This is a genomic window from Streptomyces sp. NPDC104581 (assembly GCF_055583685.1).
This window is the reverse complement of the sequence record NZ_JBVJNN010000006.1, coordinates 152978-172824: the sequence shown is the minus strand read 5'-3', so window position 1 is coordinate 172824 and position 19847 is coordinate 152978. Positions and strand designations below refer to the sequence as shown.

The following is a 19847-nucleotide window of genomic DNA, read 5'->3' as shown; positions in this document are numbered from 1 at the left end:
TGAGGGATGGGCCTAGAAACTCCCCCCCGTCCCCCCCGGCCTGTTGGCCCCCCTCGGTCCCCCCGTTCCGCCAGAAGGAAAAAAGAGGGGACCCCCGCCGTGGGCGCCCCCCCCTCAACTCACTCATCCGGACCGGGGTCCGGCGCCGGGCGTCAGGCGTTGACCGGCTCGGGCGACGGCGCGTCGGAGCGCGGCGTGCCGCCGCCACCCGTCCCGCCGTCCCCGCCGTCCGGCTTCGCCGCCCGCTTCGCCGCCTTCTTCGTGGCGCGGCGCTCCTTGCGGAGCTCGACCATCGAGTACAGCGTCGGCACCAGCAGCAGCGTCAGCAGCGTCGACGTCAGCAGACCGCCGATCACCACCACGGCCAGCGGCTGTCCGATGAAGCCTCCCTCGCCGGTGATCCCCATCGCCATCGGAAGCAGCGCGAAGATCGTGGCCAGCGCGGTCATCAGGATCGGCCGCAGCCGGTGCCTGCCGCCTTCGACGACCGCCTCGACCACACCGAGCCCCTGCGACCTGTACTGGTTGATCAGGTCGATCAGCACGATCGCGTTGGTCACCACGATGCCGATCAGCATCAGCATGCCGATCATCGCCGGCACGCCCAGCGGCGTACCCGTGACGAGCAGCAGACCGATCGCACCGGTCGCCGCGAACGGGATGGAGACCAGCAGGATCATCGGCTGGACCAGCGACTTGAACGTGCCGACCAGCAGCATGAAGACGATCGCGACGGCCGCCAGCATGGCGAGCCCCAGCTGGAGGAAGGCCTCGTCCTGGTCCTCGGACACACCGCCGATGGAGGCGGTCGCCCCCTCCGGCAGGTCGAGCGCGCCGATCTTCGACTGGAGCGTGGTGCCGACGGCGCCGGTGTTGTCGCCCACCGGCCTGGCCGAGATCGTCGCGGCCCTGGAGCCGTCGATCCGGGTCATGGACAGCGGACCGGGCGCCAGCTTCACCTCGGCGATCTGACCGAGCTTCACACCGCCCAGCGGCAGCGCCTTCAGCTCGGCGATCGTCTTGGCCGGCTTGGCGGAGGTGACGTACACGTCGCGCTCGGTGTCACCGAGGATCGCCTTGCCCGACGGGGTGCCGCGTACGGCCTGGGCGACGGCCATGCCGAGCGTGGCGTCGTTGAGACCGGCGTCGGCTGCCTTCTCGTTGGCCTTGACCGAGATGCGCGGGATGCTCTGCGCCAGGTCGCTCTGCACGTCGGTGACGTCGTCGATACCGGCGACCTCGTCCCGTACCTGCGCGGCGGCCTTCGCCAGGGTCTCGGCGTCGGACGCCTTGACGACGACGCTCAGGTCCTGGCTGCCGAAGCCGTCGCCGGCCGCGATGGTCGTCTCACCGATGCCGTCGAGTCCGTCGAGGGCCTTGTCGATGGCGTCGCTGGTCTTCTCGTACGTCCCCGAGTCCTTCAGGGTCACCTGGTAGGACGCCTGGTTGGCACCCGTGCCGCCGCCGAACGCCGCCATGAAGCCGGAGGAGCCGACAGTGACCTGGTAGTCCTTGATCTCGTCGAAGCCCGCGAGGGTCTTCTCGACCTTCCTCGCCGCCTCGTCGGCCGCTTCCAGGCTGGTGCCCGGCGCCAGCTCCTGCTTGACGGTGAGGACTTCCTGATCGCCCTGGTCGAAGAAGTTGGTCTTGAGCAGCGGGGCCATGGCGAACGTGCCGAGCAGGACGACGAACGCCAGGACGACGCTGGTGATCCGGCGCCGGGTCGCGAAGCGCAGCACCTTGACGTACAGGCGCTGCATCCGGCTGTTGGACTCCTTCTCCTCCGCGATCCGCCGTGCCTCGTCCGCCTCCAGCCCGCGTACGGCCTTCGGCGCGCGCAGGAACCAGTACGAGAGGACGGGGACGACGGTGAGCGAGACGAGCAGCGAGGCCAGCAGGGCGGCGGTGATCGTCAGCGAGAACGAGCCGAACAGCTCGCCCACCATGCCGCCCACGAGGCCGATCGGCAGGAACACCGCGACCGTGGTGAGCGTGGAGGCGGTGACCGCGCCCGCGACCTCCTTGACCGCGGAGGTGATCGCGAACTCGCGCTCCTCGCCGTAGCCGAGGTGCCGCTTGATGTTCTCCAGGACCACGATCGAGTCGTCGACGACGCGTCCGATCGCGATGGTGAGCGCGCCGAGCGTGAGCATGTTGAGCGACAGGTCGCGGGTCCACAGCACGATCAGGGCGAGGACGACGGAGAGCGGGATGGAGACCGCCGTGACCAGGGTGGAGCGGACCGAGGCCAGGAACACCAGGATGACCAGGACCGCGAAGAGCAGACCGAGGGCGCCCTCGGTCGTCAGGCCGGAGATCGACTTGGAGACGGCGGGGCCCTGGTCGCTGACCACGGTCAGTTCGGCGCCGTCGCCGAGGTCCTGGCGGAGGTCCGGCAGCTTCTCCTTGACGGCGTCGGAGATGGCGACGGCGCTGCCGTCGTTGTCCATCGTGGCCATGACGGCGAGGCTGGGCTCACCGTTGGTACGCGTCAGGGACGTCGCCGCGGACGGCTCCTGCTCGACGGTGGCGATGTCACCCAGGCGTACGGGGCCACCGCCCTGTCCGCCGCCCTGCTCGGGCGCGCCCGCCTGCGGGCCGCCGATCCGCAGGTCCTCGATCTGCTTCAGGTCGGTGAAGCCGCCGCCGACCTGCACGGTGCGGCTCTTGCCGTCCTCGGAGAACGATCCCGCCGGGACGGTCGCGCCGCCGGCCTTCAGCGCCTCGGAGAGGGCCATGGTGTTGAGGCCCGCGGCCGCGAGCTTCTTCTCGTCGGGGGTGACGGAGACCTGGAGGTCCCTGACTCCGTCGATGGAGACCTGGCCGACGCCGTCGATGTCCTCCAGGGCGGGCACGACGGTGCGCTCCAGCCGGTCGGCGAGCGCCTGCTGGTCCTCGCCGGAGGAGGCGGCGAGGACGACGGTCGGGATGTCGTCCGTCGAGCCGGCCACGACCTGCGGGTCGACGTCCTCGGGGAGCTGGGCGCGGGCGCGGTTGACGGCCTGCTGGATGTCGGCGACCAGCTGCTTCGTGTCACTTCCGCCGAAGTCGAAACTGGCCATGATCACGGCGTTGCCCTCGCTCGCCGTGGAGGTGACGCCCGTGATGCCGTCGACGGCCTCGATGGAGGCTTCGATCGGCTCGACGACCTGCTTCTCGACCACGTCGGGCGAAGCGCCCTGGTAGGGGGCGAGAACCGAGACCATCGGAAGTTCGATGGAGGGCAGCAGCTGCTGCTTGAGCTGGGGTATCGCGATCGCTCCGAAGAAGATCGCGATGATCGATATCAGCCCTATCAGGGCCCGTTGCGCGAGGCTGAATCTGGACAGCCAGGACATGGGGTCTCTCTTCTGTGGTGTACGCGTTCAGCAGGGCGCAGGGCCCTTATCTACGATCTGCCATCCGATCCGGCCGATCGGGCGACCGCAGGTCGATTTCCTTACCCCCCGCATACCGCGCCTGTAGTACGCGGCGGTGGGCGTCTACTCCACCCTTGGACGTACCAGGCCCGATTCGTAGGCGATTACCACCAATTGGGCCCTGTCCCGGGCGCCCAGTTTCGCCATGGCACGGTTCACATGGGTCTTGACGGTGAGCGGGCTGACCGCCAGACGCTCCGCGATCTCGTCGTTGGAGTGGCCGCCCGCGACGAGGACGAGCACCTCGCGCTCGCGCCCGGTCAGCGCGTCGAGCCGCTGGGAGTACGCGGCCGCGTCCGGCCGCTCGGCCGCGCTGTCGCCCTGGGCGAGGAAGGTGGCGATGAGCCCCTTGGTCGCGGCGGGCGACAGCAGGGCCTCACCGGCGGCGGCGATCCGGATGGCGTTGAGGAGTTCCTCGGGCTCGGCTCCCTTGCCGAGGAACCCGGAGGCGCCGGCGCGCAGCGACTGCACCACGTACTCGTCGACCTCGAAGGTCGTCAGCATGACCACCCTGACCCCGTCCAGTTCGGGATCGGCGCTGATCAAGCGGGTGGCGGCGAGACCGTCCGTACCGGGCATACGGATGTCCATCAGGACGACATCGGCCTTCGCGGAGCGGGCCAGTGCCACGGCCTCGGCCCCGTCGGCGGCCTCCCCCACGACCTCCATGTCGGGCTCCGAGTCCACCAGCACGCGGAAAGCGCTGCGCAGCAGCGTCTGGTCGTCGGCCAGCAGCACCCTGATCGTCATGTGTCCTCCCCCGTGCGGCCCGTACGCGCCGTACGGACCTTGACGGGCAGTATCGCCTGGGTGCGGAAGCCGCCCCCGTAGCGGGGCCCCGCGGTGAGGGTGCCGCCGAGGGCCGTCACCCGCTCACGCATCCCGAGGAGTCCGTGGCCGCTGCCGTCCGCGGGCTCGCCGGTGCCCGTGCCGTTGTCCAGGACGGTGACCTCGACGGTGGGGCCGACCCGTACGACGCTCACCTCGGCCCTGGCGCCGGGGCCGGCGTGCTTGCGCACATTGGTCAGCGCCTCCTGGATGATCCGGTACGCCGCGAGGTCGACGGCGGCGGGCAGCCGGGTGTCCGGGTCGCCGCGCGCCACATCGACGGGCAGGCCCGCGTGGCGGAAGGTGCCGACGAGTTCGTCGAGGAGCGCGAGGCCGGGGGCCGGTTCGGTGGGCGCGGCCGGGTCGCCGGACTGGCGGAGCAGGCCGACCGTGGCGCGCAGCTCGTTGAGCGCGGAACGGCTGGCCTCGCGTACGTGCGCCAGCGCCTCCTTCGCCTGGTCGGGGCGCTTGTCCATGACGTGCGAGGCGACCCCCGCCTGGACGTTGACCAGCGCGATGTGGTGCGCGACGACGTCGTGCAGGTCGCGGGCGATCCGCAGCCGCTCCTCGGCCACCCGGCGGCGCGCCTCCTCCTCGCGGGTGCGTTCCGCGCGTTCGGCGCGCTCGCGTATGGCGTCGACGAAGGCGCGGCGGCTGCGCACGGCGTCGCCGGCGGCGCCGGCCATACCGGTCCAGGCGAAGATCCCCAGGTTCTCCTGCGCGTACCAGGGGGTGGGTCCGGAGAGCATCGCGGCGAGCGTCAGCGTGGCCATGGTGACCAGGCCGACCCGCCAGGTGGTGGGGCGGTCGGTGCGGGAGGCGACGGTGTAGAGGGCGATGACACAGCTCATCGCGACCGGCGACACCGCGTCGTTCATCAGCAGTTCGGCGACGCTCACGGCCCCGGTGAAGACGAGCACCGGGAAGGGGTCGCGGCGCCGGAAGACGAGCGCGCCCGCGCCGAGGACCATCAGGACCACGCTGCGCAGGCCCGGGGCCTCCTGGGCCAGCGCGGGCAGCGCGTCGTGGCGTGAGCGCGGTTCGGCGAACGCGCCCGCCACCATGCAGACCAGCACGGCCGCGGCCAGCCCGGCGTCGAACGCGAGCGGGTGGGCCCGCAGCCGGCTTCTGACGCGGTCGAAGCCGGATCCGAGTGAGGTCACAGCCGACAACGGTACGCCGGTGGGCGGTTCCTCCGGCACAGCGCGATGCCCCGTGCGCGGGACACGGGGCATCGGGAGTGCGGAGTGCGGGACGACCCGAAGGTCAGGGAGAGGGGATCAGCCCGTCGTCGCTGAGCAGTGCGCGCACCTCTTCGAGCGTGGCGCCCGGTGCGGGCAGGATCAGCGCCGACGGCTCCAGGGAGTCGTCGGGCACCGGCTCGCCCAGTTCGCGCACCTTGTCGAGAAGGGCGTGGAAGGTCCGGCGGAAGCCGTCCCCGTCGTCCGCGTTGATCTCGGCGAGGAGTTCGTCGTCGAGCTTGTCCAGTTCGGCCAGGTGGCTGTCCGCGAGCTTCACCTGGCCCTCTCCCATGATCCGTACGATCATGACGCGCCCTTAGCTCTTGTCGAATTTGTTCGGAGTCCCCGAGGACTGCGCGTCGTCCTGACGGTCGGCGGCACCACCCTCGATGGCCTGCTGCGACGACGATCCGCCGGCCAGCTCGGCCTTCATCCGCTGAAGCTCCAGCTCTACATCCGTACCACCGGAGATCCGGTCCAGCTCGGCGGCGATGTCGTCCTTGGCCAGCCCCGAGTGGTCGTCCAGGGCGCCGGACGCGAGCAGCTCGTCGATCGCGCCGGCCCGCGCCTGGAGCTGCGCGGTCTTGTCCTCGGCACGCTGGATGGCCATGCCGACGTCGCCCATCTCCTCGGAGATGCCCGAGAAGGCCTCCCCGATCCGGGTCTGCGCCTGCGCGGCCGTGTAGGTGGCCTTGATGGTCTCCTTCTTCGTACGGAAGGCGTCGACCTTGGCCTGAAGACGCTGGGCCGCGAGAGTGAGCTTCTCCTCCTCGCCCTGCAACGTGGTGTGCTGCGTCTCCAGATCGCTGACCTGCTGCTGGAGCGCGGCACGGCGGGACAGCGCCTCACGCGCCAGATCCTCGCGGCCGAGCGCCAGTGCCTTGCGGCCCTGGTCCTCCAGCTTGGTGGACTGGCCCTGGAGCTGGTTCAGCTGCAGTTCCAGCCGCTTGCGCGACGTGGCCACGTCGGCGACACCGCGCCGTACCTTCTGAAGCAGCTCCAGCTGCTTCTGGTACGAGTAGTCGAGCGTCTCGCGCGGATCCTCGGCCCTGTCCAGGGCCTTGTTGGCCTTCGCGCGGAAGATCATCCCCATACGTTTCATCACACCGCTCATGGGCTTCGCGCGCCCCCTTCTGACGGACTCCGGATCCAGCACTCCTACAGAACCCACAGTACGGGCCCTGCCTCTATTACCGCACTGTTCGGGCACGGATGGGCTCATCCCCAAGGACGACTGACCGCCGCGCCGGTCCGGCGCAGGGAGTAGGTGATCTTCGGGGACAGTGGGGGCTAAGTCCCCTCTGTACCGGTAAGGACGTCGTCCGTTGCCGGATCGTTCCCCTCGGGGGTGGGGCGCCGGAGGGGAACCCCGTACCCTTGGGCTTTGTGTTCCGTAGCCGCTCCAAGGACGAGAAGGCCCCCACCGGCAAGGTGACGGCGGACCTCTCCACGCAGACCCGTGACCCGCAGGCCCCGAAGGGCCGCCCGACCCCCAAGCGCAGTGAGGCCCAGACGCAGCGCCGCCGTGCCTCGACGACGCCGGTGGACCGCAAGTCGGCGATGAAGAAGCAGCGCGAGGCGCGCCGTATCGATCTCGCGAAGCAGCGCCAGGCGCTGGCGAGCGGCGACGAGCGCTATCTGCCGGCCCGTGACAAGGGGCCGGTGCGCCGTTTCGTCCGCGACTACGTGGACGCGCGCTTCTGCATGGCCGAGTTCTTCCTGCCGCTCGCCGTCGTCATCCTCGTACTGAGCATGATCCGCGTCGGCCAGCTCCAGAACATCGCGCTGCTGCTCTGGCTGGGCGTCATCATCCTGATCGTCGTCGACTCCGTCGGCATCGCGATCCGGCTGAAGAAGCAGCTCGCCGTCCGCTTCCCGAACGAGCCCAAGCGCGGCGCCGTCGCCTACGCCCTGATGCGTACGCTCCAGATGCGCCGGCTCCGCCTGCCCAAGCCGCAGGTCAAGCGCGGGGACCGGCCCTGAGCACTGGGGCATCGGGCTTCACGGGGGGCTCGGCCCAATGGCTGGCCGGACTGGCGGGGCTGCGGAACGTCGTCCGTCAGGAGCTGGTCTCCCGTCAGCTCGACGAACAGCTGACCTCCCGCTATCCGGTGGGACAGCGGCTGCGGGTCCTGGACGTCGGCATGGGCCAGGGCACCCAGGCCCTGCGCCTGGCGCGCGCCGGGCACACGGTGACCGGGCTGGAGTCCGATCCCGCGATGATGGCCGCGGCCCGCGAATCGCTGGAGGGCGAGCCCGCCGGCATCCGTGAGCGGGTCCGGCTGGTCGAGGGCGACGGGCTCCAGACGGGTGTGCACTTCCTGCCGGGCAGTTTCGACGTGGTGCTCTGCCACGGCGTGCTGATGTACGTCGAGGAGCCGGACGCCATGCTCGCGGGTCTGGCCAGGATGCTGGCGCCCGGCGGGCTGCTCTCGCTGCTCGTGCGGAACGCGGACGCGCTCGCCCTGCGGCCGGGCGTCGCCGGGGACTGGGCGGGGGCGCTGGACGCCTTCGACTCCCCCTCGTACACGAACAGGATCGGTCTGCCGGTCCGCGCGGACCGGCTGGCGGCGCTGACGGCGACGCTGGCCGGGATCGCCGCGCCGCTGCACGCCTGGTACGGGGTGCGCGTCTTCTCCGACCACATATCCGACGACTCGGAACTGCCCCCGCCCGCGGAACTGGAGCGACTGCTGGCCGCGGAGGACCGGGCGGCCCGCACCGAGCCGTACCGGAGGGTCGCGGCGCTGCTGCACCTGTGCGGTGTGCGCGGGTGACGGCCGGCTGAACCGGAGGCCCGGTCGACCCACCTTGCGGTCCGTCCGGAGGAGACCGGACCCGACCGGACCGGCCGCGGTCGCCCGCGGCCGGGCACGGAGCCGCCGTCAGGTCTCGTCGGGCTCGGGCTCCGGGTCGGCCCGAAGACTCATCGGCCCGTAGATCTTGGTGCCGTCGTCGAAGAGGAACACCTGCTCGGCGCCGCCCTCCAGCAGGTCCTTCCACGTCTCGCCGATCCAGGACTCGGCGTCGCCCTGTGTGGTGAACTCCTCCGGTTCCACGGCCGGCTGGACTTCCGTCCCGTCGGCCTTCTCGAACCGCCACGTCCACGCCATGTCCGCCTCCAGGGGCCCGCCGAAATGATCTGTCTGCTGCCCGCAGCGTAGCCGGGCGCGCACCCAGCGCGGTGACACGGGAGGATCGACCGTGTGGAACTGACTCTGCTCGGCACCGGCGCCCCCGGCGGGCTCCCCCGCCCCCACTGCCCCTGCGCCGCCTGCGCCACCGCCCGCGGCACCCGCGCGCGGGCGGCGACCGCGCTGCTCGTGGACGGTGCGGTGCTGCTCGACCTCACCCCCGGTGCGGCCCTCGCCGCCGCCCGCGCCGGGCACTCACTGGCCGGTGTACGGCAGGTGCTGCTCACACATCCGCACGACGGACCGCCCGTCGAGCTGCCGGCGGGGCTGCCGACGGCCGGCCGGGTCGCCGACGGGCGGGTGCTGACGCTGATCAGCGGGCACCGGGTACGGGCCGTGCCGATGGACTCACCCGGCACGGGTTACGAGGTGACGGCACCCGGCGGCGAACGGCTGCTGTATCTGCCGCCGGGCGGCGCCCCCGCGGGACTCCCCACCGGGAACGGCGACGGCGACGCCGCGGGAGACGGGAAGGGGACGGGCCGCTCCGGCGCGCGCTCCGCGCGGGACGCCGCGCCCGCGCCCTACGACATGCTCCTGGCCGATGTGACCGGCCGGCCCGACGCGCTGGCCCGGCTGCGCGCCGCCGGATCGGTCGGCCCCGGCACCGATGTCGTCGCCGTCCACATCGGCCACGACGTGCCGCCCGGCGAGGAGTTGGACCGGCGGCTGGCGGCGGCGGGCGCGCGCGCCGTGCCGGACGGGACGACGCTGACGGTCGGCGAGTACCACGCCGTACCCGGGCCGCCGCGCCGCACCCTGGTGACCGGCGGCGCGCGCTCCGGGAAGTCCTACGAGGCCGAGCGGCGGCTGGCCGCGTTCCCCGGCGTGCTGTACGTGGCGACGGGCGGCGCGCGGGACGGCGACCCGGAGTGGCGGGCGAGGGTCTCCGCGCACCGGGACCGCCGGCCGGGCTCCTGGCGCACCGCCGAGACCTGCGACCTGACACCGCTGCTCGCCGGCGAGGGCCCGCCCCTGCTCGTCGACTGCCTGTCGCTGTGGCTGACGGACGCCATGGACCGGGTCGGCGCCTGGGACGACGCGGTGTGGGCGGCGGGCGGCGAGGAGGCGCTCCGGGAGCGGACGGGCGAGCTGGTCGGCGCGGTGCGCGGGACGCGCCGGACGGTCGTCCTGGTGACCAACGAGGTCGGTTCGGGCGTGGTGCCCGCGACGGCCTCCGGGCGGCGCTTCCGGGACGAGTTGGGGCGGCTGAACGCGGCCGTGGCCGCCGAGTGCGAACACCTCCTGCTGGTCGTCGCCGGACAGGCGCTCACACTGCGCGGCTGACGGCGGGCGGGCCGTTACGAGCGGCGGCGCTGCCGGTACTGTTCGGCGAATGAGCTCGCTGAATCTCGACGACTTCTCCGATCTGATCGAGCGCCCCGACGGCGGTCTGCGGCGTGACGCCGAGGAACGCCGCGAGCGGCTGACCGTCCCGCCCGGCGCGCTGGGCCGGCTCGACGAACTGGCCGAGTGGCTGTCGGCCGCCCAGGCGACCGTGCCCGTCAAGGCCATCGAGCGCCCGCGTGTGGTGCTCTTCGCCGGTGACCACGGTGTCGCCGCGCTGAACGTCTCGGCACGCCCGGCCGGGAGCGCGCATCTGCTGGTGCGGGCGGTACTGGAGGGCGAGAGCCCCGTGGCCGTGCTGGCGCGCCGCGCCGAGGTGCCGGTACGGATCGTGGACGCCGGTCTCGACTGCGATCCGGAGCTGCTTCCCGCGGAGGTCGTACGCCACCGGGTCCGGCGCGGCAGCGGGCGTATCGACGTCGAGGACGCGCTGACGATCGAGGAGGCCGAGCAGGCCGTACGGCTCGGCATGGCGATCGCCGACGAGGAGGCCGACTCCGGCACGGACCTCGTCGTGCTCGGCGATCTGAGCGTCGGCGGGACGACGGCGGCGGCCGCGCTGATCGCGGCGCTGTGCGGAACGGACGCCTCCGTGGTGACGGGGCGCGGCGGCGCGGGGATCGACGACCTCGCGTGGATGCGCAAGTGCGCGGCGATCAGGGACGCCCTGCGCAGGGCGCGCCCGGTGCTGGGCGACCAGCTGGAGCTGCTGGCGACGGTGGGCGGCGCGGATCTGGCGGCGACGACCGGATTCCTGCTCCAGAGCGCGGTGCGGCGGATGCCGGTGATCCTGGACGGTGTCGTCTCGGCGGCGTGCGCGCTGGTCGGCCAGCGGGCGGCGTTCCGTGCGCCGGACTGGTGGCTCGCGGGCCAGGTGAGCGGGGAACCGGCGCAGGGCAAGGCGCTGGACCGGATGGCGATCGATCCGCTGCTCGACCACGGGGTGATCGTGGGCGAGGGTACGGGGGCACTGCTGGCCCTGCCGATGGTGCGCGCCGCGGCGGCGCTGGCGGCGGAACTGCCGGAGCGACCGGAACCTGTCGAGGCGTCGGCGGTGGCCGGGACGGAGAGCACCGGCATCGAGGACGTCACCTAGGAGGTCCTGCCGGTCAGGCCCGATCAGGGTCCGCGCGCGACGGACGACAACGCGGCGCCCGTGCGTACCGGGGCACGCGACCACGGCACGGCACCCCCACGGAGGTGTCCGGTGCGGTGTGTCGCAAGGGGGAGGATCGGCATCGCACTGGGACTGACTGGCCCTGCCAGGGGCACGTCTCGAAACCGGCGCCCGGCACGCACGCCGCGTTGTCGTAGGTCACCGAGTACGCGCGGCACGAGGGCGATGCCCCGCCTCGGGAGCGCACGCACCGGACGCAGTGAGCCCCGCCCCTGCGGGCGGACGGCACCACGTGCGGCGCACGCCCCGGCACGACCGGCACGACACCCTCTCGGGCCGCGGCGCGAAATACCGCCGGCACGGCGGCGTTCATCGCGCCGGGGAGCCGACGGCCCCGCGGGAGGGGACGGCGCGGCCCCCGGTGGCGACCGGGCCCGGCCTCGGAGCCGTAGATCCTCGGAGTCCTCCGCCGCGACGGCGGCCTGCGTGCCGCGTCCGGCGGTGATTTCGCCGGCGTGGCGGTGCACGACCGGGGGCGTGGCTCAGCGTGGCGGGGCGGGTGTCGTGGTCCGCGTGGGCTCGTCGTCCGGGGCGCCGCCGATCCAGTCCTGGACGCGGCGGCGCGGACCGGACCAGCGGCGGTCGCGGTGGTACGCGCGCAGCGTCATCCGGGCGCGTGCCCGGGAGCGGTGCCGGTAGAACCGGCGGGCCCACGGCGACCCCGGCCGCGCCAGCCGCAGCGCGGCGACGATCGCCACCGGGAGCACCAGCGTGCCCACGAGCCCCATCCAGAGCTTCCCCTTGGACAGCGCGATCAGTACGAAGACGAAGCCGGCCCCGAGACTCAGCAGCAGCGTGGTCCGGTCCTGCCGCTCCTCGGGTGAGAGCGAGTCGACGCCGAGCGGCGAGAAGCCGCTCAGTACGAGGAGCGCGAGCGCGGCGGCGAGGATCACGACCTCCACGCTCCGCCGGCCCTGCTCGGTCCAGTAGACGTCGTCGAGGTGCAGGATCAGCGCGAACTCGTCGAGGACCAGACCGGCGCCCATGCCGAAGATCACCGCGCACACCGCCGCCCCGACGCCGTGTCGGTCGCTGCCGACCGCGCCGAAGCCGCCGATCACCATGAGCACCACGCCGGGCACCACGTGGTGGATGTGCATGCCACCGGGCCGGACGTTGCGGAACGGCCCCTTCCCCGCCCGGATGAGGCGCGTGATCATCCGTGTGATCAGGAAGGTCAGTACGAAGGAGAACAGCGCGAGCAGCATGGGCACCTTGCCCGGCTCGACGAAGTTCTGGTGGAACCAGGAACCCATGCGTCCGCCTTCACTCCGGCCCGTTGTGCACGGCTTTGACCTACTGTGCTCACCTATGGGCAACCTACCGTCCCGACACCCGTCCGCCCGCCCATCTCGTCCCGGCTACTCTTCGCGCGATGAGTGCCCCCCGTTCCACGCACGCGGTGGCCGACGGCATCCGGTTCGCCTTCGGCACGCTCACCGCGCTCCCGGTCCGGGTCACCCGGTGGGACCGTGACGCCGCCCGCGCCGGAATGTCGGCGGCACCGCTCGCCGGTCTCGTCGTCGGCCTCTGCGCCGCCGCGGCGGGTGGTCTGCTGCTCCTGGCGGGCGCGGGCGCGCCGCTCGCCGCCGTGGCCACCACCGCCGTACCCGCCGCGCTGACGCGGGGGCTGCATCTGGACGGTCTGGCCGACACCGCCGACGGCCTCGGCAGCGCGAAACCGGCCGAGGACGCGCTGCGGATCATGAAGCGGTCGGACATCGGCCCGTTCGGCGTGATCACCCTGCTGCTCGTCCTGCTGGCGCAGGTGGCCGCGCTGACGGAGCTGTACGGCGAGGGGTGGGCGTACGGCGCCGTCGCCGGCGCCCTCGCGGCGGTCACCGCGCGGCTCGCCCTCACCGTGGCCGCGCGCCACGGCGTGCCGCCCGCGCGGCCCGGCGGTCTGGGCGCCGCCGTCGCGGGCTCGGTGCCCGCGCGGACGGCGGTGGTCGCGGTGCTGCTGGTGACGGCGGTCGCCGCGGCGGTGTGCGGCGCCCTGTTCGGCTGGTACGGCGCCCTGCACCACACCCTGGCCCTGGCAGCCGGCCTGACGGCCGCTCAGTGGCTTCTCGCGCACTGCGTACGGCGCTTCGGCGGTGTCACGGGCGACGTCTTCGGCGCTCTCGCCGAGACGGCGGCCACCGCCGCCCTGGTCGTCCTGACCCTGGGCTGAGGGGCGCTCGGTCGACGAACGGCCGCCCGGGCCCGCGCGGTTGACGGGCGACGGGCTGACGGGCACTCGGCTGACGGTCCTTCAACCGGCCTCCTCAGCAGGCCCGGCGCCAGACTCCCAGGTCGTACTCCTTCAGCATCGCGCTCAGCTTCAGCCGCCTCGCCTCGGGACAGAACTCCCGCGTCGGCAGCTCGTACTCCACATGGAAGACCGCCTTGCCCGCCTCGATGAACGGCGTCAGCTCGGCGCACTCGTCGTACTGCGCGCACTGTTCGTTGACGGCGAAGTCGAAGTCCCCGACCAGTTCCGGGATCTGGGGGAGGTCGTTCTTGAGGCCGACGGACAGCCCGCGTTCATGGGCGAGACGGGCGACGAGCCGGTTGTAGCGGAGCTGGTCGGCGGCGGTGAGGGGGAACCCCGTGGGGTTGCGGTAGCCGTCCATGTTGTCGGGCTCCACCGCGTCGAAGCCCTTCTTCCTGCACATGTCGATCCGTTCGGCCATCAGCGGGCCGAGGACATCCGTACGGCGGATGTCCAGCCAGCGCTCGCCCTCCCAGCCGTTCCCCTTGCCCAGCAGGGACTTGGGGAACTCCGCGGCGTCCGGCCGGAAGTCCTCCCAGGCGCCGGTCGAGAGGTAGCAGATGACCTTGCGGCCCCGGCGGTGGAGATCGGCGACCGCCGAGGCGGGATGGTCGAAGCCGTCGATGTCGTAGACAGGGACGTCCACGGTGGGGTCCAGCGCGCCGCTGAGCTGCCACTGCCAGTCCAGCCCCGGCCGGGGCAGCCAGCGCTCTCCCGTGCTCCCGCCGGGGCGGTCCGCCGGGCCCGGGGCCGCGTCGGGCCGGGTGTCGCCCGCGCAACCGCCCACGAGCAGCAGCGACGCGAGGAGCAGGGCAAGGGGAAGCGGGGTTCTCACGGCGGTCGCTGGTCCTTCGCGCTCGGTTCATGATCGTCGGGCCTGGGCCCGGTCCAGCAGATCACACACGGACCGCGCGGGAAGCGCGTACGGTTCGGGCCGAGCGCGACCGCCGCCGTGAGGGAGGGGGTCCACCGCGCGTAGGCTCGTTCCAGATGTTCCGCAGGCCGAATCACGACGCGGCGGACATGGCCGCGCCTGCGAAAAGACCGGCCTCCGCCGAGAACTTCTATGGAAGCGAGATTTCACCACCGTGACTGCTCTCACTCTCAGCACAGCCGGCGCGGCGACGTTGCGCGCCGACGCGATCGTCGTCGGCGTCGCCAAGGGCGCCAAGGGCCCGACCGTCGCGCCGGGCGCCGAGGCCGTGGACAAGGCGTACGACGGCAAGCTCGCCTCCGTCCTGGAGTCGCTCGGCGCCACGGGTGCCGAGGGCGAGGCGACCAAGCTCCCCGCGCCGTCCGGCCTCAAGGTCCCGATCGTCATCGCCGTCGGCCTCGGCACCGCCCCGCAGAAGGACGAGGCGTACGGCGCCGAGACCCTCCGCCGCGCCGCCGGTGTCGCCGCCCGCACGCTCTCCGGTGCCAAGAAGGGCGCGTTCGCGCTGCCCCTGGAGGGGCCAGAGGACATCGAGGCCGTCGCGGAGGGCGCGCTGCTCGGCGCGTACGCCTTCACCGCCTACCGCGGCACGGAGAAGTCCGCCAAGTCCGCCGACAAGGGCGACAGCGGTGTGAAGCAGCCGCTCGGCGAGGTCACCCTGCTCGGCGCCAAGCCGCGCGACAAGGCGCACAAGGCGGCGGTCGAGCGCGCGGTCTCGCTCACCGAGGAGATCAACCGCGCCCGCGACCTGATCAACACCCCGCCGAACGACCTCTACCCGGAGACGTTCGCCGCCGTCGCGGCGGCGGCCGGCAAGGACCACGGCGTCAAGGTCCAGGTCACCGACGAGAAGGCGCTCGTCAAGGGCGGCTACGGCGGTCTCCTCGGCGTCGGCAAGGGATCGGAGCACGGTCCGCGCCTCGTACGCCTGGAGTACACGCACGCCAAGGCCAAGAAGACGATCGCCCTGGTGGGCAAGGGCATCACCTACGACTCGGGCGGCATCTCGCTCAAGCCGCCGGGCCACAACGAGACGATGAAGTGCGACATGAGCGGCGCCGCCGCCGTCCTCGCCGCGGTCGTGTCGGCCGCCCGTCTCGGCCTCCAGGTCAATGTGACCGGCTGGCTCGCGCTCGCCGAGAACATGCCGTCGGGCACCGCGACCCGCCCCGGCGACGTCCTGCGCATGTACAGCGGCAAGACGGTCGAGGTCCTGAACACCGACGCCGAGGGCCGGCTCGTCCTGGCGGACGCGATCACCCGCGCCTCCGAGGAGAAGCCCGACGCGATCGTGGACGTGGCGACGCTGACCGGCGCCATGGTCGTGGCGCTGGGCAGCCGCACCTTCGGCATCATGTCGAACGACGAGGCGTTCCGTACCTCCGTGCACGAGATCGCCGAGGAGGTCGGCGAGGCGTCCTGGCCGATGCCGCTCCCGACCGAGCTGCGCAAGGGCATGGACTCCCCCACCGCCGACATCGCCAACATGGGTGAGCGCATGGGCGGCGGCCTGGTCGCCGGACTGTTCCTCAAGGAGTTCGTGGGCGAGGGCATCACCTGGGCGCACCTCGACATCGCCGGCCCCGCCTACCACGAGGGCGCGCCGTACGGCTACACGCCCAAGGGCGGTACGGGCGCGTCGATCCGCACGCTGGTCAGACTCGCCGAGCGCACCGCCGCGGGCGACCTGGGCTGACCGGGGCGGCCGGCTCCCCGGCCGCCGCCGGGAATGTGTGGCCCGCCCCGCGGGTTCCGGTTGGGTACCGGGGTTCGCGGGGCGGGCCGTTCCGCCTCCGGCGAAATCCGTGCGGCGCGACGCCGGGCGTCCCGGCATCGGACCCGTGATGTGGCCGAGACGTGTGTACGGCATTCGTTCGGGCATCCGCACGGGCACGCGTACGGAACCGTACGAGTCAGTAACCCCTGGTCGCGGCCGACCCGGCCGTCCCAGACCCCGGCCCCGCGTCCCGCCGCCCTCCGACAAGTGCGAAGATGGGTTCCCGGCAGGACAGGGCCCCACCACAGGGCCGACGAAACAGCGGCCGAACACCAGCCGCCGCCCGGTCATCGACCGCGCCCGGCGCACATGCATGGAGGACGTGACGTGGCGAACGACGCCAGCACCGTTTTCGACCTAGTGATCCTCGGCGGCGGTAGCGGCGGTTACGCCGCGGCGCTGCGCGGAGCGCAGCTGGGCCTGGACGTCGCCCTGATCGAGAAGAACAAGCTCGGCGGCACCTGCCTGCACAACGGCTGCATCCCCACGAAGGCCCTGCTGCACGCCGGCGAGATCGCCGACCAGGCGCGCGAGTCCGAGCAGTTCGGGGTCAAGGCCACCTTCGAGGGCATCGACATCGCGGGGGTCCACAAGTACAAGGACGAGGTCGTCTCCGGCCTCTACAAGGGCCTTCAGGGTCTGGTCGCCTCCCGCAAGGTGACCTACATCGAGGGTGAGGGGCGGCTCTCCTCCCCGACCTCCGTCGACGTCGACGGCCGCCGCGTCCAGGGCCGTCACGTCCTGCTCGCCACCGGCTCCGTACCGAGGTCGCTGCCCGGCCTGGAGATCGACGGCGAGCGGATCATCTCCTCGGACCACGCGCTGAAGCTGAACCGCGTCCCGGAGTCGGCGATCGTCCTGGGCGGCGGTGTCATCGGCGTCGAGTTCGCCTCGGCGTGGAAGTCCTTCGGCACGGACGTGACCGTCATCGAGGGCCTCAAGCACCTCGTGCCGGTCGAGGACGAGAACAGCTCCAAGCTCCTGGAGCGCGCCTTCCGCAAGCGCGGTATCAAGTTCAACCTCGGCACCTTCTTCGAGAAGGCCGAGTACACGCAGAACGGTGTGCGCGTCACGCTGGCCGACGGCAAGACCTTCGAGGCGGAGGTGCTGCTGGTCGCGATCGGCCGCGGCCCGGTCTCGCAGGGGCTCGGCTACGAGGAGCAGGGCGTCGCGATGGACCGCGGCTTCGTGCTCGTCGACGAGTACATGCGCACGAACGTGGAGACGGTCTCGGCCGTCGGCGACCTCGTCCCGACGCTCCAGCTCGCGCACGTCGGCTTCGCCGAGGGCATCCTCGTGGCGGAGCGGCTGGCGGGCCTCCAGACCGTCCCCGTCGACTACGACGGCGTGCCCCGGGTGACGTACTGCCACCCCGAGGTCGCCTCCGTCGGTATCACCGAGGCCAAGGCCAAGGAGATCTACGGTGCGGACAAGGTCGTCGCTCTGAAGTACAACCTGGCGGGCAACGGCAAGAGCAAGATCCTGAAGACCGCGGGGGAGATCAAGCTCGTCCAGGTCAAGGACGGTGCCGTGGTCGGCGTCCACATGGTCGGTGACCGTATGGGCGAGCAGGTCGGCGAAGCTCAGCTCATCTACAACTGGGAGGCTCTGCCGGCCGAGGTCGCGCAGCTCATCCACGCGCACCCGACGCAGAACGAAGCCCTCGGCGAGGCCCACCTGGCCCTGGCCGGCAAGCCGCTCCACTCCCACGACTGATGCGTCAGTCCGGGCGCGACGACCACTACCGCACTTCCCCCGGCCCGGCGCGCCGCGCAGGCTGGGGAGATCCCACCGTTAGGAGCAACTGAGACCATGGCGGTTTCCGTAACCCTGCCGGCGCTCGGCGAGAGCGTCACCGAGGGCACAGTCACCCGCTGGCTGAAGGCCGAGGGCGAGCGCGTGGAGGCCGACGAGCCGTTGCTCGAGGTCTCCACCGACAAGGTCGACACCGAGATCCCGGCGCCCGCCGCCGGGGTCCTGGCCTCGATCAAGGTCGCCGAGGACGAGACGGTCGAGGTCGGCGCCGAACTGGCCGTCATCGACGACGGTTCGGGCGGCGGGGCCGCCGACGAGGCGCCCCAGCAGGACGAGGCTCCGGCCGAGGCCGCGCCCGAGCCGGAGCCCGCCCAGGAGGCTCCCGCCGCCGAGGAGGCGCCGGCCCCCGCGCCGGCCGCCGAGGCACCGGCCGGTGGCTCCGCCGAGGGCACCGACGTCACCCTCCCGGCGCTCGGCGAGAGCGTCACCGAGGGCACCGTCACCCGCTGGCTCAAGGAGGTCGGCGACGCCGTCGAGGCCGACGAGCCGCTGCTGGAGGTCTCCACCGACAAGGTCGACACCGAGATCCCCGCCCCGGTCTCCGGCGTGCTGCTGGAGATCGTGGTCGCCGAGGACGAGACCGCCGAGGTCGGCGGGAAGCTCGCCGTGATCGGCGCCGAGGGTGCCGCTCCGGCGGCTGCCCCGGCTCCCGCACCGGCGGAGCCGAAGCAGGAGGCCCCGAAGGAGGAGGCCCCCAAGCAGGAGGCGCCGAAGGAAGAAGCGCCGAAGCAGGAGGCGCCCAAGCAAGAGGCTCCCGCACCGGCCGCCGAGGCACCGGCACCGCAGGCTCCGCCCGCGCCCGCCGCCGCACCGGCCCCGTCCGCACCCGCCGCACCCGTGGCCCCCGCCGCCGCGGCCGACGAGGGCGCGTACGTGACCCCGCTCGTACGCAAGCTCGCCGCCGAGAACGGTGTCGACCTCTCCTCGGTCAAGGGCACCGGCGTCGGTGGCCGCATCCGCAAGCAGGACGTCGTCGCCGCCGCGGAGGCCGCCAAGGCCGCCGCCCAGGCCCCGGCGCCCGCCGCCGCTCCGGCTCCCGCCGCGGCGAAGACCCCCAAGCTGGAGGTCTCCCCGCTGCGTGGCCAGACGGTCAAGATGCCGCGGATGCGCAAGGTCATCGGCGAGAACATGATGAAGGCGCTGCACGGCCAGGCGCAGCTGACCTCGGTCGTCGAGGTCGACATCACCAAGCTGATGCGGCTGCGCGCGCAGGCCAAGGAGGGCTTCGCCGCACGTGAGGGCGTCAAGCTGTCCCCGATGCCGTTCTTCGTCAAGGCGGCGGCCCAGGCGCTCAAGGCGTACCCGGTGGTCAACGCCCGTATCAACGAGGACGAGGGCACCATCACGTACTTCGACTCGGAGCACATCGGCATCGCCGTGGACTCCGAGAAGGGTCTGATGACGCCGGTCATCAAGGACGCCGGCGACCTCAACCTCGCCGGTATCGCCAAGAAGACCGCCGAGCTGGCGGGCAAGGTCCGCGGCAGCAAGATCACGCCGGACGAGCTCTCCGGTGCGACCTTCACCATCAGCAACACGGGCTCGCGCGGCGCCCTGTTCGACACGATCATCGTGCCGCCGAACCAGGTCGCCATCCTGGGCATCGGCGCGACCGTCCGCCGCCCGGTGGTCATCGACCACCCGGACCTCGGCGAGACGATCGCGGTGCGCGACATGGTCCATGTCGTGCTCTCCTACGACCACCGTCTGGTGGACGGCGCGGACGCCGCCCGCTACCTGACCGCGGTCAAGGGGATCCTGGAAGCGGGCGAGTTCGAGGTCGAGCTCGGCCTGTAGTCAGCATCCGTACGGCACGTCCGTATGTCACGACGGCGCCCCCGCCCGGAGAGATCCGGCCGGG

The 19847-nt window shown here is 72.3% G+C and carries 16 protein-coding genes; 8 read left to right on the top strand and 8 right to left on the bottom strand.

What is annotated here, in order from left to right; all coding sequences use genetic code 11:
• Positions 1-152: 152 nt before the first annotated feature.
• From ACZ61E_RS07920 to ACZ61E_RS07900, 5 genes are all read right to left on the bottom strand, one after another.
• The gene (locus ACZ61E_RS07920) at positions 153-3338 is read right to left on the bottom strand and encodes an efflux RND transporter permease subunit (protein ID WP_469698533.1); all 3186 of its coding nucleotides are present in this window, start codon (positions 3336-3338) and stop codon (positions 153-155) included.
• Between the two features lie 144 nt (positions 3339-3482).
• Entirely contained in the window at positions 3483-4169 is a 687-nt protein-coding gene (locus ACZ61E_RS07915; protein WP_469698531.1) for a response regulator, read from the bottom strand.
• Positions 4166-5410, bottom strand: a complete 1245-nt coding sequence (locus ACZ61E_RS07910; protein ID WP_469698529.1) for a sensor histidine kinase — start codon at positions 5408-5410, stop codon at positions 4166-4168. The genes ACZ61E_RS07915 and ACZ61E_RS07910 overlap by 4 nt, the downstream gene beginning before the upstream one ends.
• Positions 5411-5513: 103 nt before the next feature.
• On the bottom strand, positions 5514-5795 hold the full coding sequence (gene pspAA / locus ACZ61E_RS07905) for a PspA-associated protein PspAA (RefSeq protein ID WP_469698528.1): 282 nt from the start codon (positions 5793-5795) through the stop codon (positions 5514-5516).
• Positions 5796-5804: 9 nt separating this feature from the next.
• Positions 5805-6602 (bottom strand): PspA/IM30 family protein, encoded by a 798-nt coding sequence (locus tag ACZ61E_RS07900; RefSeq protein ID WP_078077723.1) that lies wholly within the window; start codon positions 6600-6602, stop codon positions 5805-5807.
• Between the two features lie 272 nt (positions 6603-6874).
• Here ACZ61E_RS07900 and ACZ61E_RS07895 point away from each other — a divergent pair, with 272 nt between their 5' ends.
• Entirely contained in the window at positions 6875-7471 is a 597-nt protein-coding gene (locus ACZ61E_RS07895; protein WP_469698527.1) for a DUF3043 domain-containing protein, read from the top strand.
• Between the two features lie 59 nt (positions 7472-7530).
• Complete coding sequence (locus ACZ61E_RS07890; protein WP_469698627.1) at positions 7531-8265, top strand: class I SAM-dependent methyltransferase; 735 nt, start codon at positions 7531-7533, stop codon at positions 8263-8265.
• A 108-nt stretch (positions 8266-8373) separates the two neighbouring features.
• Here the strand turns inward: ACZ61E_RS07890 and ACZ61E_RS07885 are convergent, their stop codons facing one another.
• A complete protein-coding gene (locus tag ACZ61E_RS07885; protein WP_469698525.1) occupies positions 8374-8601 on the bottom strand; it encodes a hypothetical protein in 228 nt (75 codons plus the stop codon).
• Positions 8602-8694: 93 nt separating this feature from the next.
• On the opposite strand from ACZ61E_RS07885, the gene ACZ61E_RS07880 reads away from it, so the two are divergent.
• Positions 8695-9969, top strand: a complete 1275-nt coding sequence (locus tag ACZ61E_RS07880) for a bifunctional adenosylcobinamide kinase/adenosylcobinamide-phosphate guanylyltransferase (protein ID WP_469698524.1) — start codon at positions 8695-8697, stop codon at positions 9967-9969.
• A 58-nt stretch (positions 9970-10027) separates the two neighbouring features.
• A complete protein-coding gene (gene cobT, locus ACZ61E_RS07875; protein WP_469698625.1) occupies positions 10028-11125 on the top strand; it encodes a nicotinate-nucleotide--dimethylbenzimidazole phosphoribosyltransferase in 1098 nt (365 codons plus the stop codon).
• A 563-nt stretch (positions 11126-11688) separates the two neighbouring features.
• Here the strand turns inward: cobT and ACZ61E_RS07870 are convergent.
• Positions 11689-12462, bottom strand: a complete 774-nt coding sequence (locus ACZ61E_RS07870) for a hypothetical protein (protein WP_469698523.1) — start codon at positions 12460-12462, stop codon at positions 11689-11691.
• Between the two features lie 119 nt (positions 12463-12581).
• Between ACZ61E_RS07870 and ACZ61E_RS07865 the strand changes: the two genes are divergently transcribed.
• Complete coding sequence (locus ACZ61E_RS07865) at positions 12582-13379, top strand: adenosylcobinamide-GDP ribazoletransferase (protein WP_469698522.1); 798 nt, start codon at positions 12582-12584, stop codon at positions 13377-13379.
• A gap of 94 nt (positions 13380-13473) precedes the next feature.
• Here ACZ61E_RS07865 and ACZ61E_RS07860 read toward each other — a convergent pair whose 3' ends face one another.
• A complete protein-coding gene (locus ACZ61E_RS07860) occupies positions 13474-14295 on the bottom strand; it encodes an endo alpha-1,4 polygalactosaminidase (protein WP_469698521.1) in 822 nt (273 codons plus the stop codon).
• Between the two features lie 253 nt (positions 14296-14548).
• Between ACZ61E_RS07860 and ACZ61E_RS07855 the strand changes: the two genes are divergently transcribed.
• The 3 genes from ACZ61E_RS07855 to sucB all read left to right on the top strand — a co-directional run bounded on the left by ACZ61E_RS07855 (position 14549) and on the right by sucB (position 19783).
• Positions 14549-16090: a leucyl aminopeptidase gene (locus tag ACZ61E_RS07855; RefSeq protein WP_469698519.1), complete on the top strand. Its 1542-nt coding sequence runs from the start codon at positions 14549-14551 to the stop codon at positions 16088-16090.
• Between the two features lie 408 nt (positions 16091-16498).
• Positions 16499-17887 carry a dihydrolipoyl dehydrogenase gene (gene lpdA, locus ACZ61E_RS07850; RefSeq protein WP_469698517.1) on the top strand — a complete coding sequence of 463 codons (1389 nt, stop codon included), beginning with the start codon at positions 16499-16501 and terminating at the stop codon, positions 17885-17887.
• A 96-nt stretch (positions 17888-17983) separates the two neighbouring features.
• On the top strand, positions 17984-19783 hold the full coding sequence (gene sucB, locus ACZ61E_RS07845; RefSeq protein WP_469698515.1) for a 2-oxoglutarate dehydrogenase, E2 component, dihydrolipoamide succinyltransferase: 1800 nt from the start codon (positions 17984-17986) through the stop codon (positions 19781-19783).
• The last annotated feature ends 64 nt before the right edge of the window (positions 19784-19847 follow it).